Below are 21,392 nucleotides of genomic sequence, written 5' to 3'. Positions count from 1 at the left end.
GAGCTGTTGTGACAAACACTGTTGTGGCGAGGGGATTTATCCCCGCTGGCTGCGGAGCAGCCCCTTCTAAATGCCACCACCGATTGATTCACCTGCACATTTATCGTCAAAGGAAATCCGATGAACGCCGATCTGATTCTATTCAATGGCCAGTTCCACACGGTCGACCGTGAGAAACCCCGCGCCAGTGCGGTAGCCATCAGCCAGGGGCGCTTTGTCGCGGTGGGGACCGACGCCGAGGCCATGGCCCTGCGCGGCAGCGGCACCCAGGTTATCGATCTCAAGGGCCGCACTGTCATTCCCGGGCTCAATGACTCGCACTTGCACCTGATCCGTGGTGGCCTGAACTACAACCTGGAACTGCGCTGGGAAGGCGTGCCGTCCCTGGCCGATGCCTTGCGCATGCTCAAGGACCAGGCCGATCGCACGCCGACCCCGCAATGGGTGCGCGTGGTGGGCGGCTGGAACGAATTCCAGTTTGCCGAAAAACGCATGCCAACCCTGGAAGAACTCAACCAGGCCGCCCCCGACACCCCGGTGTTCGTGTTGCACCTGTATGACCGTGCCTTGCTCAACCGCGCGGCGCTACGAGTGGCCGGCTACACCCGCGATACGCCAAACCCGCCGGGCGGCGAGATCGTGCGCGACAGCAAGGGCGAGCCCACCGGCATGCTGGTGGCTCGACCCAACGCAATGATCCTTTACTCGACCTTGGCCAAGGGGCCGAAGCTGCCTTTGGAGTATCAGGTCAATTCCACGCGCCAGTTCATGCGTGAACTCAATCGCCTGGGCCTGACCAGCGCCATCGATGCCGGCGGTGGCTTCCAGAATTATCCGGATGATTACGCGGTGATCGAGCAGCTGGCGCGTGAGCAGCAGTTGACGGTGCGCATCGCCTACAACCTGTTCACTCAGAAGCCGAAGGAAGAGCTCACCGACTTCAAGAACTGGACCGGCAGCGTCAAATTGCACCAAGGCGATGACTTCCTGCGGCACAACGGCGCCGGTGAAATGCTGGTGTTTTCGGCGGCGGATTTTGAAGACTTCCTGGAACCGCGTCCGGACCTGCCACCGGGCATGGAGCAAGACCTGGAACCGGTGGTTCGGCACTTGGTGGAACAGCGCTGGCCGTTCCGTCTGCATGCCACCTATGACGAATCCATCAGCCGCATGCTCGATGTGTTCGAGAAGGTCAACCGCGACATTCCGTTCAACGGCCTGCCGTGGTTCTTCGACCACGCCGAGACCATCACACCGAAGAACATCGAACGCGTGCGAGCGCTGGGCGGCGGTATCGCGATCCAGGACCGCATGGCCTTCCAGGGTGAATACTTTGTCGACCGCTACGGCGCCAAGGCGGCCGAGGCCACGCCGCCGATCAAACGCATGCTGGCCGAAGGCGTGCCAGTGGGTGCCGGCACCGACGCCACCCGGGTGTCGAGCTACAACCCCTGGACTTCGTTGTACTGGATGGTCAGCGGTCGCACCGTCGGCGGCCTGGCGCTACACGAAGAGGGGCTGCCGCGCCTGACCGCGTTGGAACTGTTCACCCACGGCAGCGCCTGGTTCTCGTCGGAGCAGGGCAAGAAAGGCCAGATCAAGGTCGGCCAATTGGCGGATCTGGCGGCCCTGAGCGCGGACTTTTTCAGTGTCGAGGAAGAAGCCATCAAGTGGATCGAGTCGGTGCTGACGGTGGTCGACGGCAAGGTGGTGTACGCCGCCGGCGACTTCGAAAAGCTCGGCCCCGCCAGCGTGCCAGTACTCCCGGACTGGTCACCGGTGGTCAAGGTGCCTGGCCACTGGCGCCCGACCTCACCGCTGCAGGCGCAAGTCCACCAGTGCAGCGGCCCGTGTGTGGTGCATTCCCACAGCCATGAACGGGCGCGGTTGTCGAACGTTCCGGTCAGCGATTTCCAGGGCTTCTGGGGCGCGTTTGGCTGCTCCTGCTTTGCCTTCTGACTGACAAACATATTTCCCCTGTGGGAGCGGGCTTGCTCGCGAAAGCGGTGTGTCAGCTTGCAAGGTTGTCGGATGTGACGACGCCTTCGCGAGCAAGCCCGCTCCCACAGTTTTTGAAACATCCATCCCAAAGGAGTCATCCCATGAGCAATGTTCCCGCCTACAACCGCCTGAACAAGGACGACGCGGTCGTTCTGCTGGTCGATCACCAGACTGGCCTGATTTCCCTGGTCCAGGACTTCTCGCCCAACGAGTTCAAGAACAATGTACTGGCCCTGGCTGACCTGGCGAAGTTCTTCGAGCTGCCCACCATCCTGACCACCAGTTTCGAAAACGGCCCTAACGGGCCGCTTGTGCCGGAGCTCAAGGAGATGTTCCCGGACGCGCCGTACATCCCGCGCCCAGGTCAGATCAATGCCTGGGACAATGAAGACTTCGTCAAGGCGATCAAGGCCACCGGCCGCAAGCAACTGATCATCGCTGGCGTGGTCACCGACGTCTGTGTGGCATTCCCGACGCTGTCGGCATTGGCCGAAGGTTTCGACGTGTTTGTTGTCACCGACGCTTCGGGTACGTTCAACGAAACCGTGCAACAAGCGGCCTGGGTGCGCATGACCGCTGCCGGCGCACAGATGATGAACTGGTTCTCGGTGGCCTGTGAACTGCACCGCGACTGGCGCAACGACATCGAAGGCCTGGGCAATCTGCTGTCCCAGCGTATTCCGAACTACCGCAACCTGATGAACAGCTATTCGGCGCTGACCGCCAAGTAAATTGTCTCCTGGCTGAACGGGTGCCCGCCAATGTGCGGGCATCTTTTTGTCTGGCCAATGACCCTTTGTGGCGAGGGGATTTATCCCCGCTGGGCTGCGCAGCAGCCCCAAAATAGGCTAACTCGGTGTGTCAGAATGTTCACATGGTTAGTTATTGGGTCTGCTGCGCAGCCCAGCGGGGATAAATCCCCTCGCCACAGGTTTTGTACTCGGCCTGGATGTCTAAATAAAGCCCTACCCAGGAATGACAATGAACCCCTTCGAAGAAATGCGCATTTTTGCCCAGGTCATGGAGTCGGGCAGTTTCACCGCGGCGGCGGACAAGCTCGGGCTGTCCAAGCAGTTCGTCAGCCGCAAGCTCATGGAACTGGAGCAGCGACTGGGTGTGCGTTTGCTCAATCGCTCGACACGCCGGCTGGATGTGACACCGCTGGGCCAGCGCTATTATGAAGCAGCGCTGCGCCTGCTCAGTGAAGTCGAACAGGTGGAGCAGGGCATCAGCGGCCAGACCAGCGAGCCTCGTGGCACCATTCGTCTCAGCGCACCGCTGTCGTTCGCGGTTGCGCACTTGGGCAGCCTGTTACCGTTGTTCTTACAGCGCTACCAGGAGGTGAGTGTCGAGGTGGATTTGAGTGACCGCTCGGTTGACCTGCTGGGGGAAGGCTACGACATCGCGCTGCGCATTGGTGTGCTGGAGGATTCGACGTTGATCGCCCGGCGCATCGCGACCATCGAGCGGGTGTACTGCGCCAGTCCCGCTTACCTGGCGCAACGCGGCACCCCCGAACGGCCCGAAGACCTGCGCAATCACGATTGCCTGCCCTATGGGCATAGCCGTCAGGTGCAATGGCGGTTCGGTGGAGGCAGCAAATCGCTGACCCTGGAGGTTGCAGGACGCATGCGTGCCAATAACGGCGATTTGCTCAGGGATGCGGCTGTCGCCGGCATGGGCATCACGTATCTGCCGACGTTCATTGTCGGTGATGCATTGAACGACGGTCGATTGATCAAGGTGCTCGAAGGCTTCGAGACAGAGGCGTTGGCGCTGTCGGCGGTGTACCCGCAACATCGGCAAAGTTCACGCCCGGTGCAGGCGCTGGTGGAGTTCCTGCGCGAACAGATGCAGTGACTGGGCCAGGTGCGTTCAGCCGTTGCAAACGACTGAACGCAGCGGCGATGCCTGATCAGGCGGCCAGGCTGGAGCTGCTCATTTCTTTTTTGTACTGCGCCTTCATGGCTTCCATCTGCTCGCCCAACGACTCCAGCGTCGCTTTGCCCAGCAGCTTTTTGGCTTGAGGAAACATCTCGGTTTCTTCCTCTTCGATATGGTGCTCAAGCAACTCTTTGACCACTTTCACCCGGCCGGCGAACTCCGGCGTGGACGGGTCGGTGTTCTTCAGGTCGGGCAGCACCAGCGAGTCGACGGTGCGGTGTTCTTCCTTGGCCTCGTAGTACATCTCGGCCTGCTCCTTGCCGCCGGCCTGCTTGTAGGCCGGATAGAGAATTTCTTCTTCGAGTCGGGTATGAATGGAAATTTCCATTTCCAGTTTCGCCAACAGGTCGGTGCGTTTCTTGATGCCCCGGCTGGTTGATTCGCTCAGCTGGGCAAGGATGGCCTTGACGCGTTCATGGTCGGCTTTCAACAGGTCGATGGCGTTCATAGGTAGCTCCTGGCAATTCACGGATGCGGGCCGGCTTCAAGCGCCAACGCCGCGTTACAGGGAAATTGCATCAGCCGTGCCAGCCGAGGGCTTATATAAACTTATTTAAAAACAACAGGTTGTATGAGTTTTGCTTTTGCGGGTCGTGCAGCCTGCATGAGGGCATGAAAAAATGCATTGCACTTTGCGCTGCCCAATCGCTAGCCGATCAGTTGCCGAACCCGCCCGGCAAGCGCCAGGCAGGAGGTCAGCCCTGGCGATTCGATCCCGAACAGATTGATCAGCCCGGGGACCTGATGCTCGGCGGGGCTGCTGATGAGGAAGTCCCGAGCGGGCTCGTCGGGGCCGGAAATTTTCGGACGGATACCGCTATAGCCCGGTTGCAGGCTATGGTCCGGCAAGCCAGGCCAATAATTGCGAATCGCCGGGTAAAAGGCCTCGGCCCGGGCCGCGTCCACGCGGTAGTCCTCGCGCTCGATCCATTCGGTGTCCGGACCAAAACGGGCCTGGCCCGCCAAGTCCAGGGTCATGTGGATGCCCAGGCCGGCAGCTTCCGGAGCAGGGTAGATCAGATGCCGGAAAGGCGCGCGTCCAGTCAGGCTGAAGTAGTTGCCTTTGCACAAATAATCGCGGGGCACTGAGTGCGGCGCCAGGCCTTCGATACGACGGGCGAGGGCGGGCGCCTGGAGACCGGCGGCGTTGATCAGTTGGCGGCAGGACACACTCATCTGCGCCGTGCCACCCAATTCCAGCAGGAAACCACCGGCGATGATCCGTGCCCTCAGCATGGGCGTGTGGAATACGATGTCGGCACCGGCCGCTTCGGCATCCCCCTGCAAGGCCAGCATCAGCGCATGCGCGTCGACGATACCGGTGGAAGGCGAATACAGCGCGGCCACGCACGCCAGGGCCGGTTCCAGCTCCAGCGCCTGTTTCTGATTGAGCAAGCGCAGGTCGTCCACACCGTTTTTCAAGCCTCGCTCAAGCAAGGCCTTGAGCCCTTCCACCTGAAGCTGATCCTTGGCAACGATCAATTTGCCAAGCCTGTGGGTCGCGACCCCGTGACTCTCGCAATACGCGTACAACCGCTGGCGACCCTCGACACACAGCTGCGCCTTGAGGCTCCCCGGAGGGTAATAGATGCCGGCATGGATGACTTCGGAATTGCGCGAGCTGGTGCCCATGCCGATGGCTTCGCCGGCTTCGATCAACAGCACTTCGTGGCCGGCCTGGGCCATTTCCCGGGCCACGGCGAGCCCGACCACGCCAGCGCCCACCACCACGCAATCGATGTCCATGCCCAAACCCTTTCCCCTTGGAGTCGTCTATGCTCAAGCGCCTCAGGATAGCCCGGCGCAGGCGACTTCTACAGCTCAAAAAAAATGCCCGTATCTGGCGATACGGGCATTTTTGATGACTACACCGTTCGGGCGATCAACCCGTCAGGCCGGCCTGCTGAACCAGGGTCAGCAACGGCTGCGGGTATACACCGAGGAAGAACGCCAGTACGGCGATGGCCAGCAGCATCACGCCGCCTGCCTTCTGTTCCCAGTGCAGCTCGGCGTCATGGCGACGCAGGTTCGGTTCCATCAGGTACAGGGTGACCATGACGCGCAGGTAGTAGAACACACCGATGGCACTGCCCAGCACCAGGGAGCCGACCAGCCACCATTGGTGAGCCTCGACGCCGGTGGCAATTATGTAGAACTTGCCGATGAAGCCGGCGGTCAGCGGGATGCCGGCCAGGGACAGCATCATCACGGTCAGCACGGCGGTCAGGTACGGACGGCGCCAGAACAGGCCGCGGTATTCGTACAGGGCGTCGGCGTCGCGGCCGTTGTACGGCGAGGACATCAGGGTGATCACGCCGAACGCGCCGAGGCTGGTGATCACATAGGTGACCAGGTACACGCCGATGGCTTCCACCGCCAGGCCCTTGCTGGCGATCAGGGCGATCAGCAGGTAACCGAAGTGGGCGATGGACGAGTAACCCAGCAGACGCTTGAGGTTGCTCTGGGTCAGCGCCAGCAGGTTACCGAACAGGATCGACGCGATGGCGATGATGGTCAGCACGTTACTCAGCACACCGCTGCTGGCCACTGGCGAGATCTGGAACAACCGCACCATGACCGCGAACACTGCGACTTTCGACGCGGTGGCCAGGAACGCCGCCACGGGTGCCGGGGCGCCTTCGTAGACGTCCGGGGTCCAGAGGTGGAAAGGCACCAGCGACAGCTTGAACGCCAGGCCGATCAGCATCATGCCCAGGCCCAGTTGTGCGATCGGGCTAGGCAGGCCGGTGGCCGCGAGGGCCTGGCCGATGCCGACGAAGCTCAGGGTGCCGGCTTCGGCATAGAGCAGGGCCATGCCGAACAACAGGAAAGCGGAACCGGCGGCCGACAGCACCATGTACTTGATGCCGGCTTCCAGGGAGCGTTTGTTGAAGAAGGCGTAGGCCACCAGCCCGTAGACCGGCACCGACAGCAGCTCCAGACCGATGAACAGGCTGGCCAGGTGCTGCGCGCTGACCAGGACCAGGCCACCGGCGGCGGCCATCAGGATCAGCAGGTACAGTTCTTCGCGGTTACCCGGGTAACCCGAACCGCCATCGCCGAGGTAGGCGTGGGCGAGGGTGACGCAGGCGAGGGTGGCGACCAGGATCAGCGCCATGTACAGGCACGCGAAACTGTCGATCTGTATCAGCGGGGTGACCGCCAGGGGCGCGACTTTCAGGGCCGGCAAAATCGACAGCAGGGCCAGGTTCAGCCCCGCCACCGACAGCAGGAAGGTCTGTGAGTGATTGCGCCGCCAGGCGATCGCCAGCATGACCACGATGATCGTGGCGCTGGTGATCAACAGCGGCGCAAGCGCGATAAAGTGTTGAATCGTGAATTCCATAGCGCTCTTACCGGGCCGAAGCGAGTTGAGAGAAGGCGGTGCCGAGCCACTGCTGCACGCCATGCATCGTGGCGGCAGAGGTGTCGAGGAACGGTTGCGGGAAAACGCCGAGGTAAACCAGCAGCACCGCAAGGCCGAGCACCATGATCAGTTCGCGACCGTCCATGCCACGCAGCACTTCGTCCGACTTGGTCGGGCCGAAGTAGGCACGGTGGATCATGATCAGCGAGTAGACCGAACCGAACACCAGGCCGGAGGTAGCGATGGCAGTGATCCATGGAGCGCTGGCGAACGTGCCGATCAGGATCAGGAACTCGCCGACGAAGTTGCCGGTGCCCGGCAGGCCAAGGGACGCCGCCGCGAAGAACAGACTGATGGCCGGCAGGTAGGCGATGCGCGACCAGATGCCGCCCATTTCACGCATGTCCCGGGTGTGCAGACGCTCGTACAACTGGCCGCTGAGGATAAACAGTGCCGCAGCCGACAGGCCGTGAGCCAACATCTGGATCACTGCGCCTTGCAGGGCCAACTGGCTGCCGGAGTAGATCCCGATCAGCACGAAGCCCATGTGCGAAACGCTGGAGAACGCGATCAGGCGCTTGATGTCGGTCTGGGCGAACGCCAGGAACGCACCGTAGAAAATCCCGATCAGACCCAGGGTCATGGCAATCGGCGCGAACTCGGCCGAGGCATTAGGGAACAGCGGCAGGGCGAAGCGCAGCAGGCCGTAGGCGGCGGTCTTGAGCAAGATACCCGCCAGGTCCACGGAACCTGCGGTCGGTGCCTGGGCGTGGGCGTCCGGCAGCCAGGAGTGGAACGGCACCACCGGCAGCTTCACCGCGAAGGCGATGAAGAAACCCAGCATCAGCACGTACTCGGTGGTGCGCGACATCTCTACTTTCAACAGGTCGGCGTAGTTGAAGGTAATCACGCCGGTGTTGTTGAAGTTGACCAGCACCAGACCAAGGATCGCCACCAGCATGATCAGGCCGGAAGCCTGGGTGAAGATGAAGAACTTGGTCGCCGCGTAGATTCGGGTTTTCTTGCCGTCCGAAGAACTGTGACCCCAGAGCGCGATGAGGAAGTACATCGGCACCAGCATCATTTCCCAGAAGAAGAAGAACATGAACAGGTCCAGCGCCAGGAACACGCCGATCACGCCGCCCAGGATCCACATCAGGTTCAGGTGGAAGAAACCGACGTGACGCTGGATCTCTTTCCAGGAACACAGGACCGAGAGGATACCCAGCAGGCCGGTCAGCAGGATCATCAGCAGCGACAGGCCGTCGAGGGCCAGGTGCACGCTGATGCCGAAGCGTTCGATCCAGATGTGCTTGAACTCAAGCGCCCAGGTCGGATCGGCGCCAGGGGCCGGAGCAAATGAATAGTCGCCGGTCGCCCAGAGCCAGAGGCCGAGCGCGAGTTCCAGGGACATGGTCAGCAGCGCAATCCAGCGCGGGAGGGTGGAGCTTGAACGCTCCGCCATCCAGCACAGCAGGCCGCCGATGAAGGGGATCAGGATTAGCCAGGGCAGAATCATGACGGGCTCGTTTCCTTTCGCAAGTTCGCAAGGTTCATATCAGACCGCTACCAGCACGATGGCGCCGATAACCAGCACGGCGCCAGCCGCCATGGAAGCCGCATACCAACGCAGTTGACCGGTCTCGGTACGGCTCAGGGCAGTGTGGCCGCCCTTGGCCATGCGCGGGATCAGGCCAATGGTCTGGTCGAGCGGGTCTTTGCGCAGAATGTGGCTGATCGCAAGGTATGGCTTGACGAACAGTTTGTCGTAGATCCAGTCGAAGCCCCAGGCAGCGAACCACCAGGCCGAAAGGAAGCGCCCGATGCCGCTGTTGGCGACCGCCGTGGCGAAACGACGCTTGCCCAGGAACAGCAGGGCGGCCAGCAGGATACCTGCCAGGGCGATAGCGCCCGAGGCGATTTCCAGGCTGTGCTTGGCTTCGCCGCCGGCATGGCCGACGCTCTGCGGCAGCACATCGGCCAGCGGTGGCGTGATCAGGGCGCCGATGAAGGTCGACAGCACGATCAGCACCGACAGTGGCAGCCAGTGAGCAATACCATGGCCGGCATGGGCTTCGGTCTTGGCTTCACCGTGGAACGCGATGAAGATCAGGCGGAAGGTGTACAGCGAGGTCATGAACGCACCCACCAGGCCGGCATAGAGCAGACCCTGGTTACCGCTGGCGAACGCTTCCCAGAGGATCTCGTCCTTGGAGTAGAAACCGGCGGTGACCAGTGGCAGGGCCGCCAGGGCCGCGCCGCCGACGATGAAACTGGCGTAGGCCAGCGGCAGTTTCTTCCACAGGCCGCCCATCTTGAAGATGTTCTGCTCGTGGTGGCAGGCAACGATCACCGCACCGGAAGCAAGGAACAGCAGCGCCTTGAAGAAGGCGTGGGTCATCAGGTGGAAGATCGCGCCTTCCCAGGCGCCGACGCCCAGGGCCAGGAACATGTAGCCGATCTGGCTCATGGTGGAGTAGGCGAGGATACGCTTGATGTCGGTCTGGACCAGGGCTGCGAAACCGGCCAGCACCAGGGTCACACCGCCGACAATGCCGACCAGGTGCAGGATGTCCGGCGCCAGGGCGAACAGGCCGTGGGTACGGGCGATCAGGTAGACACCCGCAGTCACCATGGTCGCGGCGTGAATCAGTGCCGAAACCGGGGTGGGACCTGCCATCGCATCCGCCAGCCAGGTCTGCAGCGGCAGTTGCGCGGATTTACCGACAGCGCCGCCCAACAGCATCAGGGTCGCCAGGACGATCCAGAAGTCGCCAGCCTGGAAGTGCTCGGGCGCACGTACCAGCAGTTCCTGGATGTTCAGCGTGCCCAGTTGCTGGAACAGGATGAACAGGCCGATGGCCATGAACACGTCGCCGATCCGGGTCACGATGAACGCCTTGAGTGCGGCATTCCCGTTGTTGCGGTTGCTGTAGTAGAAACCGATCAACAGGTACGAGCACAGGCCCACGCCTTCCCAGCCGAAGTACAGGAACAGCAGGTTATCGCCGAGCACAAGGAACAGCATGCTGGCGATGAACAGGTTGGTGTAGGCAAAGAAGCGCGAGTAACCGGCTTCACCACGCATGTACCAGGAGGCGAACAGGTGGATCAGGAAACCCACACCGACCACCACGCCCAGCATGGTCACCGACAGGCCATCCAGGTACAGGGCGAAGTTCGGCGTGAAGCCTTCCACCGCCATCCACTGCCACAGCACCTGCACGTACGCGCCACCTTCCGGCGGGGCGACGTTGAACTGCCAGATCACGTAGGCGGTGACGATGGCAGACAGGCCGATGGACCCTACGCCAACCAGCGCCGAAAGGTTTTCCGACCAGCGTCCACGAGAGAACGACAGCAGCAGGAAACCGATGAGGGGAAATACGAAAGTCAGAAAGAGTAGGTTCATCCGCGCATCTCGCTGGCAGCGTCGATATCGAGAGTGTGGAAGCGGCGATACAGCTGCAACAGAATCGCCAGGCCGATACTGGCCTCAGCGGCTGCCAGGCTGATCACCAGGATGAACATGACTTGTCCATCCGGCTGCGCCCAGCGAGCGCCCGCGACGATGAAGGCCAGGGCGGAGGCATTCATCATGACCTCCAGGCTCATCAGCACGAACAGAATGTTGCGGCGGACCATCAGGCCGACCAGACCGAGGCAGAACAGGATGCCGGCAACCGCCAGACCATGCTCGAGAGGGATAGCAGGCATGTGATTACTCCTTCGCCTCGTTACGGCCCAAATGGAACGCCGTGACGGCTGCGGCAAGCAGCAGCATCGAGGCGAGTTCGACCACCAGCAGGTACGGGCCGAACAGGCTGATGCCCACGGCCTTGGCGTCTACGGTGGTGTGGCCGATGGCCTGGCCGCTCTGGTGAGCGAACAGTACATACAGCAGTTCACCCAGCAGCAGCGCGGCGAGAATCACCGGCCCCGCCCAGATGCCCGGCTTGAGCCAGGAGCGTTCTTGCTGCACCGAGGCCGGGCCCAGGTTCAGCATCATCACCACGAACACGAACAGCACCATGATGGCGCCGGCGTAGGCGATCACTTCCAGCGCGCCGGCAAACGGCGCGCCAAGGCTGAAGAAGGTCATGGCCACGGCGATCAGCGAGATGATCAGGTAGAGCAGGGCGTGCACGGGGTTGGTGTTAGTGACCACTCGAAGCGTGGAGACCACCGCGATACCCGATGCGAAATAGAAAGCGAATTCCATCTTTCTTCCTTAAGGCAGCAAGCTCTTCACGTTGATCGGTTCGGCTTCATTTTGCGCGGCGCCTTTTGGCTTACCGGCAATGGCCATACCTGCAACACGATAGAAGTTGTAATCAGGGTTCTTACCGGGACCGGAAATCAGCAGATCTTCTTTCTCGTACACCAGGTCCTGACGTTTGAACTCGGCCATTTCGAAATCCGGCGTGAGCTGGATCGCGGTGGTCGGGCACGCTTCCTCGCAGAGGCCGCAGAAAATGCAGCGCGAGAAGTTGATACGGAAGAAGTCCGGGTACCAGCGACCGTCTTCGGTTTCGGCTTTCTGCAGCGAGATGCAGCCCACCGGGCACGCTACCGCGCACAGGTTGCAGGCCACGCAGCGCTCTTCGCCGTCGGGGTCGCGGGTCAGGACGATGCGGCCGCGATAACGCGGCGGCAGGTAGACCGCTTCTTCAGGGTATTGCAGGGTGTCGCGCTTGCGAAAGCCATGGCCGAAGATCATGACCAGGCTTCGCAGTTGGGTACCGGTACCCTTAACGATGTCGCCAATATATTTGAACATGGGTCAAATCCTCACTGAACCGCGGCCGCAGGCGTGTTCATCAACACGATCGCAGCGGTCACCAGCAAATTGATCAGGGTCAGCGGCAGGCAGAATTTCCAGCTGAAGTCCATCACCTGGTCGTAGCGTGGGCGCGGGATCGAAGCGCGCAGCAGGACGAACAGCATGATGAAGAACGCGGTCTTCAGGGCGAACCAGACGAAGGACAGTTGCGGCAGGATGCCGAACGGACCGTGCCAGCCACCGAAGAACAACGTCACCAGCAGCGCCGAGATCAGGATGATGCCGATGTATTCACCGACGAAAAACATGCCCCATTTCATGCCGGCATATTCGATGTGGTAACCGTCGGCCAGCTCCTGTTCCGCTTCCGGTTGGTCGAAGGGGTGACGGTGAGTCACGGCCACGCCGGCCACGAAGAAGGTACAGAAACCGAAGAACTGCGGAATGATGAACCACAGGTTCTGGGCCTGGTACTCGACGATGTCGCGCATGTTGAACGAGCCGGCCTGGACCACGACGCCCATGAGCGCCAGGCCCATGAACACTTCGTAGGACACGGTCTGGGCCGAGGCCCGCAGGCTGCCCAGCAGGGCGAACTTGTTGTTGCTCGACCAGCCGGCAAACAGCACCGCGTACACCGACAGACCCGCCATGGCGAAGAAGAACAGCAGGCCGATGTTCAGGTCCGCCACGCCCCAGGTTGGGGTGATCGGGATGATCGCGAAGGCGATCAGCAAGGCGCTCATGGCCACGACCGGTGCCAGGGTGAAGATCACCTTGTCGGCAAACGGCGGCGTCCAGTCTTCCTTGAAGAACATCTTGATCATGTCGGCGGCGATCTGGAACATGCCGAACGGGCCGACGCGGTTCGGACCGTAACGGTCCTGCCACCAGCCCAGCAGGCGACGTTCGACGAAGCTCAACAGCGCACCGCAGACCACCACGGCCAGCAGAATCACGATGGCCTTGAGAACCGTCAGGATCACGTCGATCACTTCAGGGGTAAACCAGGTCATTGCGCTGCCTCCTGCAGACCGTCGACGGTTTTGCCGAATATCGCCGGTGGAATACCCGCCAGGCCAGCCGGCAGGGCCACCAGACCGGCGCCCAGTTCTTCATTGATGCGCAGCGGCAGACGCAAGGTCTGGCCCGCGACGCTCAGGCTCAACAGGGCACCGTCGTTGACGCCCAGGCGATCGGCTTCGGACTTGGCCAGCGAGACGTAGGCGGCCGGGATGCGTTCCTGAACCGGTGCGGCTTTGGAAGAGTTCTCTTCACTGCCGAACAGGTGATGGAACGGTACGACCTGCCAGGTGCCCGGTGCCGGGTTGAAGGCGCGGGGCACGCTGGCGAACCAGCTCAGACCATCGCCCTGGCTTTCGATCAGCCGAGTGCCCGGGTCACCGGCACGCAGGTGACCGCCGACTTCGTCCTGGAACTTGTTCCAGGCCTGTGGCGAGTTCCAGCCCGGCGACCAGGCGAACGGTACCTGGGAACGCGGTTCGGTCGAGCCTGAGTAGCCTTCCATGGAGAACGAGAACGCGGTGTCGTTATCCTGGGAGGTGCGTGGCTCGTGGACGCTGATGTCGGCGCGCATGGCGGTGCGACCGGAGTAACGCAGCGGTTCGCGAGCCAGTTTCAGGCCTTTGATGCGGAACGAGGCCGATGGCGCAGCATCGACGATGCGAGCCAGTTGTGGGTTGCTCCCGGCGCAGGCAGCGGTCGCGTGGTCCAGTTGCGTCCAGTCCACCGGCTGGTTCAGCAAAGTCGAGCGCAGGGCATGCAGCCAGCGCCAGCCTTCGTGAACCAGGATGGCGGCGTCCAGGTACGTCGGGTCGAACACCTGGAAGAAGCGCTGGGCGCGACCTTCCTGGCTGACGAGGGTACCGTCGCCTTCGGCGAAGCTCGCCGCCGGCAGCACCAGGTGGGCACGGTCGGAGGTGGCGGTTTTCTGATGGTCAGCGACGATCAGCACTTTCGCGGCATTCAGGGCGGCGTCCACCCGGGCTTTGTCGGTGCGGGTGTACAGGTCGTTTTCCAGCACCACAATGGCGTCGGCGCTGCCGTCGATCACCGCTTGCAGGGCGGCGTCCAGCGACTCGCCACCGAGCATGGCCAGGCCGAGGCTGTTGGCCTCCGGCACGATCAGGCTGATGGAACCGTTCTTCTCCCGCAGCTTCAGCGCCTTGGCGATGTTGGCCGCAGCTTCGATCAGCGCCTTGGAACCCAACGAGGTGCCGGCGATGATCAATGGGCGCTTGGCCGCCAGCAGGGCGTCGGCAATGCGCTGGGCCAGCGCGGACGCTTCGCTGTCCAGGCCTTCGACGGCCGGGGCACTGGCGTCCAGGGCGTGGGCCACGGCAAAACCGATGCGCGCCAGGTCATCGGGAGCGGCGTGGACGCATTCTTCGGCGACATCGTCGAGCTTGGTTTCAGCCAGGCTGGCAATGAACAGCGGGTTCAGCGCATCCTGGCCGATGTTCTTCACGGCTGCGTCGAGCCATGGCTGCACGCGCATGGCGTCGGCCATGTCTTCGGCCTTGCCCTTGACCGACTGGCGCAGAGCCAGGGCCATGCGCGCGGCCGTCTGGGTCAGGTCTTCGCCGAGGACAAACACAGCGTCGTGGTCTTCGATGTCACGCATCGTCGGCACGGGCAGCGGGCTGTCCTTGAGCACTTGCAGCACCAGGCGGATGCGTTCCAGCTCACCGGCTTCGATGCCACTGTAGAAGTGCTCGGCGCCGACCAGTTCACGCAGCGCGTAGTTGCTTTCCAGGCTGGCCCGTGGCGAACCGATGCCGACGATGTTGCGACCGCGCAGCAGGTCGGCGGCCTTGTCCAGTGCTTCGTCCAGGCTCAGCTTGGCGCCGTTGGCGAGCAATGGCTGGCGCGGACGATCCTTGCGGTTGACGTAGCCATAGCCAAAACGGCCACGGTCGCACAGAAAGTACTGGTTGACCGAGCCGTTGAAGCGGTTTTCGATGCGACGCAGTTCGCCATAGCGCTCGCCCGGGGAAATGTTGCAACCGCTGGAGCAGCCATGGCAGATGCTCGGCGAGAACTGCATGTCCCACTTGCGGTTGTAGCGCTCGGAGTGAGTCTTGTCGGTGAACACACCGGTCGGGCAGACCTCGGTGAGGTTGCCGGAGAACTCGCTTTCCAGGGTGCCGTCTTCAACGCGACCGAAGTACACGTTGTCGTGGGCGCCGAACACGCCCAGGTCGGTGCCGCCGGCGTAGTCCTTATAGAAACGTACGCAGCGGTAGCAGGCGATGCAGCGGTTCATCTCGTGGGAGATGAACGGACCCAGTTGCTGGTTCTGGTGAGTGCGCTTGGTGAAGCGATAACGGCGCTCGTTGTGGCCGGTCATCACGGTCATGTCTTGCAGGTGGCAGTGACCGCCTTCCTCACAGACCGGACAGTCGTGAGGGTGGTTGGTCATCAGCCATTCGACGACGCTGGCGCGAAACACTTTCGCTTCTTCGTCGTCGATGGAGATCCAGCTGCCGTCGGTGGCGGGGGTCATGCAGGACATGACGATCCGACCACGCTTGTCGTTCTCGTCGGTGTACTGCTTGACTGCGCACTGGCGACAGGCGCCAACGCTGCCAAGGGCGGGGTGCCAGCAGAAATAAGGGATGTCGAGGCCCAGGGACAGACACGCCTGTAACAGGTTGTCTGCGCCATCGACTTCGAGCTCTTTGCCGTCTACGTGGATAGTGGCCATGGTTCAAAGTTCTTCGTTGGCCCGGTGTCAGCGGGCGTGGCTAATGGAATCTTGTTATTCGTCCGAATCCAAACAGCCTTCAAAGGCGTCATCGGACGAAAGGCGAAGGGCACGGACCCTTCGCCTTTTAAAGCGTCGTTACGCGCCGACCATGGTCGGCGTGACTACCTGATTGAGATCGCCTGCGCGCGTTGGCGCGATGCCGGCCTCGAATTCAGGGCGGAAGTATTTGATCGCGCTGCCCAACGGCTCCACGGCACCCGGTGCATGAGCACAGAAGGTCTTGCCCGGGCCGAGGAAGCCGACCAGACCCAGCAGGGTCTCGATGTCGCCGGCCTGGCCTTCGCCGTTTTCAATGGCGCGCAGCAGCTTGACGCTCCATGGCAGGCCATCGCGGCACGGCGTACAGAAACCGCACGATTCACGGGAGAAGAACTCTTCCATGTTGCGCAGCAGGGAAACCATGTTGACGCTGTCGTCCACCGCCATGGCCAGGCCCGTACCCATACGGGTGCCGACCTTGGCGATGCCGCCGGCGTACATTTGTGCGTCCAGGTGTTCGGGCAACAGGAAACCGGTACCGGCGCCGCCGGGTTGCCAGCACTTGAGCTTGTAGCCGTCACGCATGCCGCCGGCGTAGTCCTCAAACAGCTCGCGGCCGGTGACACCGAATGGCAGTTCCCACAGGCCCGGGTTCTTGACCTTGCCGGAGAAACCCATGAGCTTGGTGCCCATGTCTTCACTGCCGTCGCGGGCCAGGGATTTGTACCAGTCCACGCCGTCGGCGATGATCGCCGGCACGTTGCACAGGGTCTCGACGTTGTTCACGCAGGTCGGCTTGCCCCACACGCCCACGGCAGCGGGGAAGGGCGGCTTGGAGCGCGGGTTGGCGCGGCGACCTTCCAGGGAGTTGATCAGCGCGGTTTCTTCCCCGCAGATGTAGCGCCCGGCGCCGGTGTGGACGAACAGCTCGAAATCAAAGCCCGAGCCCAGGATGTTCTTGCCCAGCAGGCCGGCGGCCTTGGCTTCTTCCACGGCACGGTTCAGGTGCTTGGCGGCGGTGGTGTATTCGCCGCGCAGGAAGATGTAGCCACGGTAGGTTTTCAGCGCACGGGCGCTGATCAGCATGCCTTCGATCAGCAGATGGGGCAGTTGCTCCATCAGCATGCGGTCTTTCCAGGTGTTGGGCTCCATTTCATCCGCGTTGCACAACAGGTAGCGGATGTTGATGGACTCGTCCTTGGGCATCAGGCCCCACTTCACGCCAGTGGGGAAGCCCGCACCGCCGCGACCCTTGAGGCCGGAGTCTTTGACGGTCTGGACGATGTCGTCCTGGGCCATGTCGCTGAATGCCTTGCGCGCGGCGGCGTAGCCATTCTTGGCTTGGTATTCGTCCAGCCATACCGCTTCGCCGTCGTCACGCAGACGCCAGGTCAGGGGATGGGTTTCGGCCGAACGCTGGATGCGGTTGGCGGGCCCGAAGGAAGTCAGGGTCATACGTAGCCCTCCAGCAGTTTGGCGACGCCGTCAGGCTGGACGTCACCGAAGGTGTCGTCGTCGATCATCAGCGCCGGGGCCTTGTCGCAGTTGCCCAGGCAGCACACCGGCAGCAGGGTGAAGCGCCCGTCGGCAGTGGTCTGGCCCAGGCCGATGCCCAGCTTGTTCTGTATCTCGCCGACCACGGACTCGTGGCCGCCGATGTAGCAGACCATGCTGTCGCACACGCGAATGATGTGGCGGCCCACTGGCTGGCGGAAGATCTGGCTGTAGAAGGTGGCGACGCCTTCGACGTCGCTGGCCGGGATGCCGAGGATCTCGCCGATGGCGTAGAGCGCGCCATCAGGCACCCAGCCACGTTCCTTCTGAACGATCTTCAGCGCTTCGATCGACGCCGCGCGCGGGTCTTCATAGTGATGCAGCTCGTGCTCGATGGCCGAGCGCTCGGTTTCGCTCAGGGCGAAACGGTCTGTCTGGATAAGCGTGCTATTCATGCTTAGCGGTCCACGTCGGCCATAACGAAATCGATACTACCCAGGTACGCAATCATATCCGCGACCATGCTGCCTTTGATCACCGAAGGGATCTGCTGCAGGTGTGGGAAGCTTGGGGTGCGAATCCGGGTGCGGTAGCTCATGGTGCCGCCGTCGCTCGTCAGGTAATAACTGTTGATGCCCTTGGTCGCTTCGATCATCTGGAAGGACTCGTTGGCCGGCATGACCGGACCCCACGAAACCTGCAGGAAGTGCGTGATCAGGGTCTCGATGTGTTGCAGCGTGCGCTCTTTGGGCGGCGGCGTGGTCAGCGGGTGATCCGCCTTGTACGGGCCTTCCGGCATGTTGCGCATGCACTGGTCGATGATCTTGATGCTCTGGCGCATCTCCTCGACACGAACCATGCAGCGGTCATAGGCATCACCGTTGACTGCCAGCGGTACTTCGAATTCGAAGTTTTCGTAGCCGGAGTAAGGGCGCGCCTTGCGCAGGTCGAAGTCGCAACCGGTGGAACGCAGGCCGGCACCGGTGACACCCCATTCCAGGGCCTCTTTGGTGTTGTAGGCGGCGACCCCGATGGTGCGGCCCTTGAGGATGCTGTTCTGCAAGGCGGCCTTGGTGTATTCGTCCAGGCGCTTGGGCATCCACTCGACGAAATCCTTGACCAGCTTTTCCCAGCCCCGCGGCAGGTCGTGGGCAACGCCACCGATGCGGTACCAGGCCGGGTGCAGGCGGAAACCGGTGATGGCTTCGATCACCGTGTACGCCTTCTGGCGGTCGGTGAAGGTGAAGAACACCGGGGTCATGGCGCCAACGTCCTGGATGTAGGTGCCCAGGAACAGCAGGTGGCTGGTGATCCGGAAGAACTCAGCCATCATGATGCGGATGACGTCGACCTTTTCCGGCACCTTGATCCCGGCCAGTTTTTCGACCGAGAGCACGTACGGCAGGTTGTTCATCACGCCGCCGAGGTAATCGATGCGGTCGGTGTAGGGAATGTAGCTGTGCCAGGACTGGCGCTCGCCCATCTTCTCGGCGCCACGGTGGTGGTAGCCGATGTCCGGGACGCAGTCGACGATCTCTTCGCCGTCCAGCTGCAGGATGATGCGGAATGCACCGTGGGCCGAAGGGTGGTTCGGGCCCAGGTTGAGGAACATGTAGTCCTCGTTCGTCCCGGAGCGTTTCATGCCCCAGTCTTCCGGCTTGAAGCGCGCGGCTTCTTCCTCGAGCTGTTGCTTGGCCAGGGACAGGCTGAACGGATCGAACTCGGTGGCGCGGGCCGGGAAGTCCTTGCGCAGCGGGTGACCTTCCCAGGTCGGCGGCATCATGATGCGCGTCAGGTGCGGGTGGCCGGGGAAATCGATCCCGAACATGTCCCACACTTCACGTTCGTACCAGTTGGCGTTCGGCCAGATACCGGTCACGGTCGGCACGCTGAGGTCGCTCTCGGACAAAGCGACCTTGATCATCACGTCACTATTACGCTCGATCGACATCAGGTGATAGAACACGGTGAAATCGACGCCGTCAGGCAGCCCTTGACGCTTGGTGCGCAGACGCTCGTCCACGCCATGCAGGTCATAGAGCATGACGTACGGCTTGGGCAGGTTGCGCAGGAACGTCAGGACTTCGACGAGTTTGGCGCGGGCAACCCAAAGCACCGGCATGCCGGTGCGGGTCGGCTGGGCGGTGAACGCCTCGGGGCCAAAACGGTTGTTCAGTTCGACGACCACATCCTGGTCGTCTGCCTTGTAAGGCGGGATGTACAGAGCACTGCCTGTAGTCATGGTTATTTATCGCTTTCGGTCAACGTAAAGAATGAAGCCAGGTTCTCGTTTCTTATGCAGAGCAGAGCTGGATCAGACTTCGTCGGGGCTGCGCAGGTTGGTGACTGCGATACGCTGTTCGCGACGCTGTTCCTTTTGCGATGGCATCTCGGCGCGATAGACGCCTTGATCACCAACGACCCAGGACAGTGGGCGACGCTCCTGGCCAATCGACTCCTGCAACAGCATCAAGCCTTGCAGGAAAGCTTCAGGGCGAGGCGGGCAGCCAGGCACGTAGACGTCCACGGGCAGGAACTTGTCCACCCCTTGAACGACGGAATAGATGTCGTACATGCCACCGGAGTTGGCGCACGAACCCATGGAGATAACCCACTTCGGTTCGAGCATTTGCTCGTAGAGACGCTGGATGATCGGCGCCATCTTGATGAAGCAGGTCCCGGCAATAACCATGAAATCCGCCTGGCGCGGCGATGCCCGGATCACCTCGGCGCCAAAGCGCGCGATGTCGTGGGGCGCCGTGAAGGCGGTGGTCATTTCCACGTAGCAGCACGAAAGGCCGAAGTTGTACGGCCACAGGGAGTTCTTGCGACCCCAGTTGACCGTGCTGTTCAGCACGTCTTCGAGCTTGCCCATGAAGATGTTTTTGTGAACTTGATCTTCTAACGGATCGGCAACGGTTTCCCGCTCGCCAATCGGATACTGCTCGTTAGGAGCATCGGGGTCGATCCTGGTGAGATTGTATTGCATTGCCAAAGCCTCATTGTTTCAGCTTCGCTTGCCGCTTACGGCGACCTTCCGGAGCCCAATCAAGAGCCCCCACCCGCCAAAGGTAGACAAGACCTGCCAACAGAATTGCTATGAAAACGAGAGCTTCGACGAATCCGGTCCAGCCGCTTTCGCGGACGGACACAGACCATGCAAAGAGAAAGAGGGCTTCGATATCGAAGATCACGAAGAGCATCGCGACCAGATAGAATTTGGCTGAGAGCCGCAAGCGGGCGCCACCGGTAGGCAGCATGCCGGACTCGAACGGTTCATTTTTGCTGCGGCCCCAGGCTTTTGACCCGAGCAGGCTCGACACGCCGAGCATGAAGGCACACAGGCCGACAACGCCCAGAAGGAAAATGGCAAAGCCCCAGTTGTGGGCCATGAGTCCTGTCGCTTCGGGCATGCTGGAAATCCTTAACAGAGAGCAAAGGTCTCTGAGCTTGAAAAGAAATAACGCAGTGACGATATGTCGCAGCAATCAATCGCGGTGATTTTATGGCTAAACACCGGGCAAGTAAAATTCCTATAGCGAAATTATTTATTGGAATAAGGACATAGCCCACCTCCAAGCCTCCACAGCCCCGGCCCGGCGGGCATTGGACGGTTATTCATCAATTATATTTCGTGCTGGATGTAACAATGCAAATGACTTCCAAATGATAATTATTATTGTTCGGGCGGGGTTTCCATCACCGCTTCCTCAGTAGTGACTGAGAACTTGTCTTACATGGCCGCAACTGCAGTTGGTAGCGCCGGCCGTTTTACACTTTTTAAGACTGCCCGATACTGCGTTCGATCAATTTTTCTACCCGTGCGCCGAAGTTTTTTGGGGGCGGGCTCAGTCAAGGTTGGATCTGCATGGGGATTGCTCCTGTGGGAGCCAAGCTTGCTCGCGATGCCGGCAACGCGGTCCCCAGGCAGGCTGGGCACTCGTTCATCGCGGGCAAGCCTGACTTCCACAGATGCAGGCTTGCTCCTACAGCGTAGGTTGCCTCAAAAAAAACGGGTGAAAAAACCGGTGGCG

General features: G+C 61.5%; 18 protein-coding genes. 3 read left to right on the top strand and 15 right to left on the bottom strand.

Annotation, left to right across the window (positions count from 1 at the left end; genetic code table 11):
- The first annotated feature begins 120 nt into the window (after positions 1–120).
- The 3 genes from PSH57_RS17785 to PSH57_RS17775 all read left to right on the top strand — a co-directional run bounded on the left by PSH57_RS17785 (position 121) and on the right by PSH57_RS17775 (position 3,861).
- Positions 121–1,959, top strand: a complete 1,839-nt coding sequence (locus PSH57_RS17785) for an amidohydrolase (protein WP_305384506.1) — start codon at positions 121–123, stop codon at positions 1,957–1,959.
- A 143-nt stretch (positions 1,960–2,102) separates the two neighbouring features.
- Positions 2,103–2,732 (top strand): isochorismate family cysteine hydrolase YcaC, encoded by a 630-nt coding sequence (gene ycaC / locus PSH57_RS17780; RefSeq protein WP_214912778.1) that lies wholly within the window; start codon positions 2,103–2,105, stop codon positions 2,730–2,732.
- 250 nt (positions 2,733–2,982) lie between these two features.
- Positions 2,983–3,861 (top strand): LysR family transcriptional regulator, encoded by an 879-nt coding sequence (locus PSH57_RS17775; RefSeq protein ID WP_305384504.1) that lies wholly within the window; start codon positions 2,983–2,985, stop codon positions 3,859–3,861.
- A gap of 55 nt (positions 3,862–3,916) precedes the next feature.
- On the opposite strand, the gene PSH57_RS17770 is transcribed toward PSH57_RS17775, so the two are convergent.
- The 15 genes from PSH57_RS17770 to PSH57_RS17700 all read right to left on the bottom strand — a co-directional run bounded on the left by PSH57_RS17770 (position 3,917) and on the right by PSH57_RS17700 (position 20,771).
- Positions 3,917–4,393, bottom strand: a complete 477-nt coding sequence (locus PSH57_RS17770) for a hemerythrin domain-containing protein (RefSeq protein ID WP_047227744.1) — start codon at positions 4,391–4,393, stop codon at positions 3,917–3,919.
- Positions 4,394–4,593: 200 nt separating this feature from the next.
- Positions 4,594–5,697: an NAD(P)/FAD-dependent oxidoreductase gene (locus PSH57_RS17765; RefSeq protein ID WP_305384502.1), complete on the bottom strand. Its 1,104-nt coding sequence runs from the start codon at positions 5,695–5,697 to the stop codon at positions 4,594–4,596.
- Between the two features lie 130 nt (positions 5,698–5,827).
- A complete protein-coding gene (nuoN, locus tag PSH57_RS17760) occupies positions 5,828–7,291 on the bottom strand; it encodes an NADH-quinone oxidoreductase subunit NuoN (RefSeq protein ID WP_003203388.1) in 1,464 nt (487 codons plus the stop codon).
- 7 nt (positions 7,292–7,298) lie between these two features.
- The gene (nuoM, locus tag PSH57_RS17755) at positions 7,299–8,831 is read right to left on the bottom strand and encodes an NADH-quinone oxidoreductase subunit M (RefSeq protein ID WP_256228934.1); all 1,533 of its coding nucleotides are present in this window, start codon (positions 8,829–8,831) and stop codon (positions 7,299–7,301) included.
- 39 nt (positions 8,832–8,870) lie between these two features.
- Positions 8,871–10,724, bottom strand: a complete 1,854-nt coding sequence (nuoL, locus tag PSH57_RS17750; protein ID WP_305384501.1) for an NADH-quinone oxidoreductase subunit L — start codon at positions 10,722–10,724, stop codon at positions 8,871–8,873.
- A complete protein-coding gene (gene nuoK, locus PSH57_RS17745) occupies positions 10,721–11,029 on the bottom strand; it encodes an NADH-quinone oxidoreductase subunit NuoK (protein ID WP_044463936.1) in 309 nt (102 codons plus the stop codon). Before nuoK ends, nuoL begins: the two co-directional genes overlap by 4 nt.
- 4 nt (positions 11,030–11,033) lie before the next feature.
- The gene (gene nuoJ, locus PSH57_RS17740) at positions 11,034–11,534 is read right to left on the bottom strand and encodes an NADH-quinone oxidoreductase subunit J (RefSeq protein ID WP_047227739.1); all 501 of its coding nucleotides are present in this window, start codon (positions 11,532–11,534) and stop codon (positions 11,034–11,036) included.
- 9 nt (positions 11,535–11,543) lie between these two features.
- A complete protein-coding gene (nuoI, locus tag PSH57_RS17735; protein WP_047227738.1) occupies positions 11,544–12,092 on the bottom strand; it encodes an NADH-quinone oxidoreductase subunit NuoI in 549 nt (182 codons plus the stop codon).
- Between the two features lie 11 nt (positions 12,093–12,103).
- Positions 12,104–13,111 carry an NADH-quinone oxidoreductase subunit NuoH gene (gene nuoH, locus PSH57_RS17730; RefSeq protein WP_305384497.1) on the bottom strand — a complete coding sequence of 336 codons (1,008 nt, stop codon included), beginning with the start codon at positions 13,109–13,111 and terminating at the stop codon, positions 12,104–12,106.
- The gene (nuoG, locus tag PSH57_RS17725) at positions 13,108–15,822 is read right to left on the bottom strand and encodes an NADH-quinone oxidoreductase subunit NuoG (RefSeq protein ID WP_305384495.1); all 2,715 of its coding nucleotides are present in this window, start codon (positions 15,820–15,822) and stop codon (positions 13,108–13,110) included. Before nuoG ends, nuoH begins: the two co-directional genes overlap by 4 nt.
- A gap of 138 nt (positions 15,823–15,960) precedes the next feature.
- Complete coding sequence (gene nuoF / locus PSH57_RS17720) at positions 15,961–17,319, bottom strand: NADH-quinone oxidoreductase subunit NuoF (RefSeq protein WP_256228939.1); 1,359 nt, start codon at positions 17,317–17,319, stop codon at positions 15,961–15,963.
- Positions 17,316–17,813: an NADH-quinone oxidoreductase subunit NuoE gene (gene nuoE, locus PSH57_RS17715; protein WP_003203372.1), complete on the bottom strand. Its 498-nt coding sequence runs from the start codon at positions 17,811–17,813 to the stop codon at positions 17,316–17,318. The genes nuoF and nuoE overlap by 4 nt, the downstream gene beginning before the upstream one ends.
- 2 nt (positions 17,814–17,815) lie before the next feature.
- On the bottom strand, positions 17,816–19,600 hold the full coding sequence (nuoC, locus tag PSH57_RS17710) for an NADH-quinone oxidoreductase subunit C/D (protein ID WP_305384493.1): 1,785 nt from the start codon (positions 19,598–19,600) through the stop codon (positions 17,816–17,818).
- A 72-nt stretch (positions 19,601–19,672) separates the two neighbouring features.
- Complete coding sequence (locus PSH57_RS17705) at positions 19,673–20,347, bottom strand: NuoB/complex I 20 kDa subunit family protein (RefSeq protein ID WP_003180065.1); 675 nt, start codon at positions 20,345–20,347, stop codon at positions 19,673–19,675.
- Between the two features lie 10 nt (positions 20,348–20,357).
- The gene (locus tag PSH57_RS17700) at positions 20,358–20,771 is read right to left on the bottom strand and encodes an NADH-quinone oxidoreductase subunit A (RefSeq protein WP_011062185.1); all 414 of its coding nucleotides are present in this window, start codon (positions 20,769–20,771) and stop codon (positions 20,358–20,360) included.
- Positions 20,772–21,392 lie beyond the last annotated feature (621 nt).

The sequence above is a fragment of the Pseudomonas hefeiensis genome (genome assembly GCF_030687835.1).
Classification (GTDB): Bacteria; Pseudomonadota; Gammaproteobacteria; order Pseudomonadales; family Pseudomonadaceae; genus Aquipseudomonas; species Aquipseudomonas hefeiensis.
This window is presented reverse-complemented; position numbering and strand designations above follow the sequence as displayed.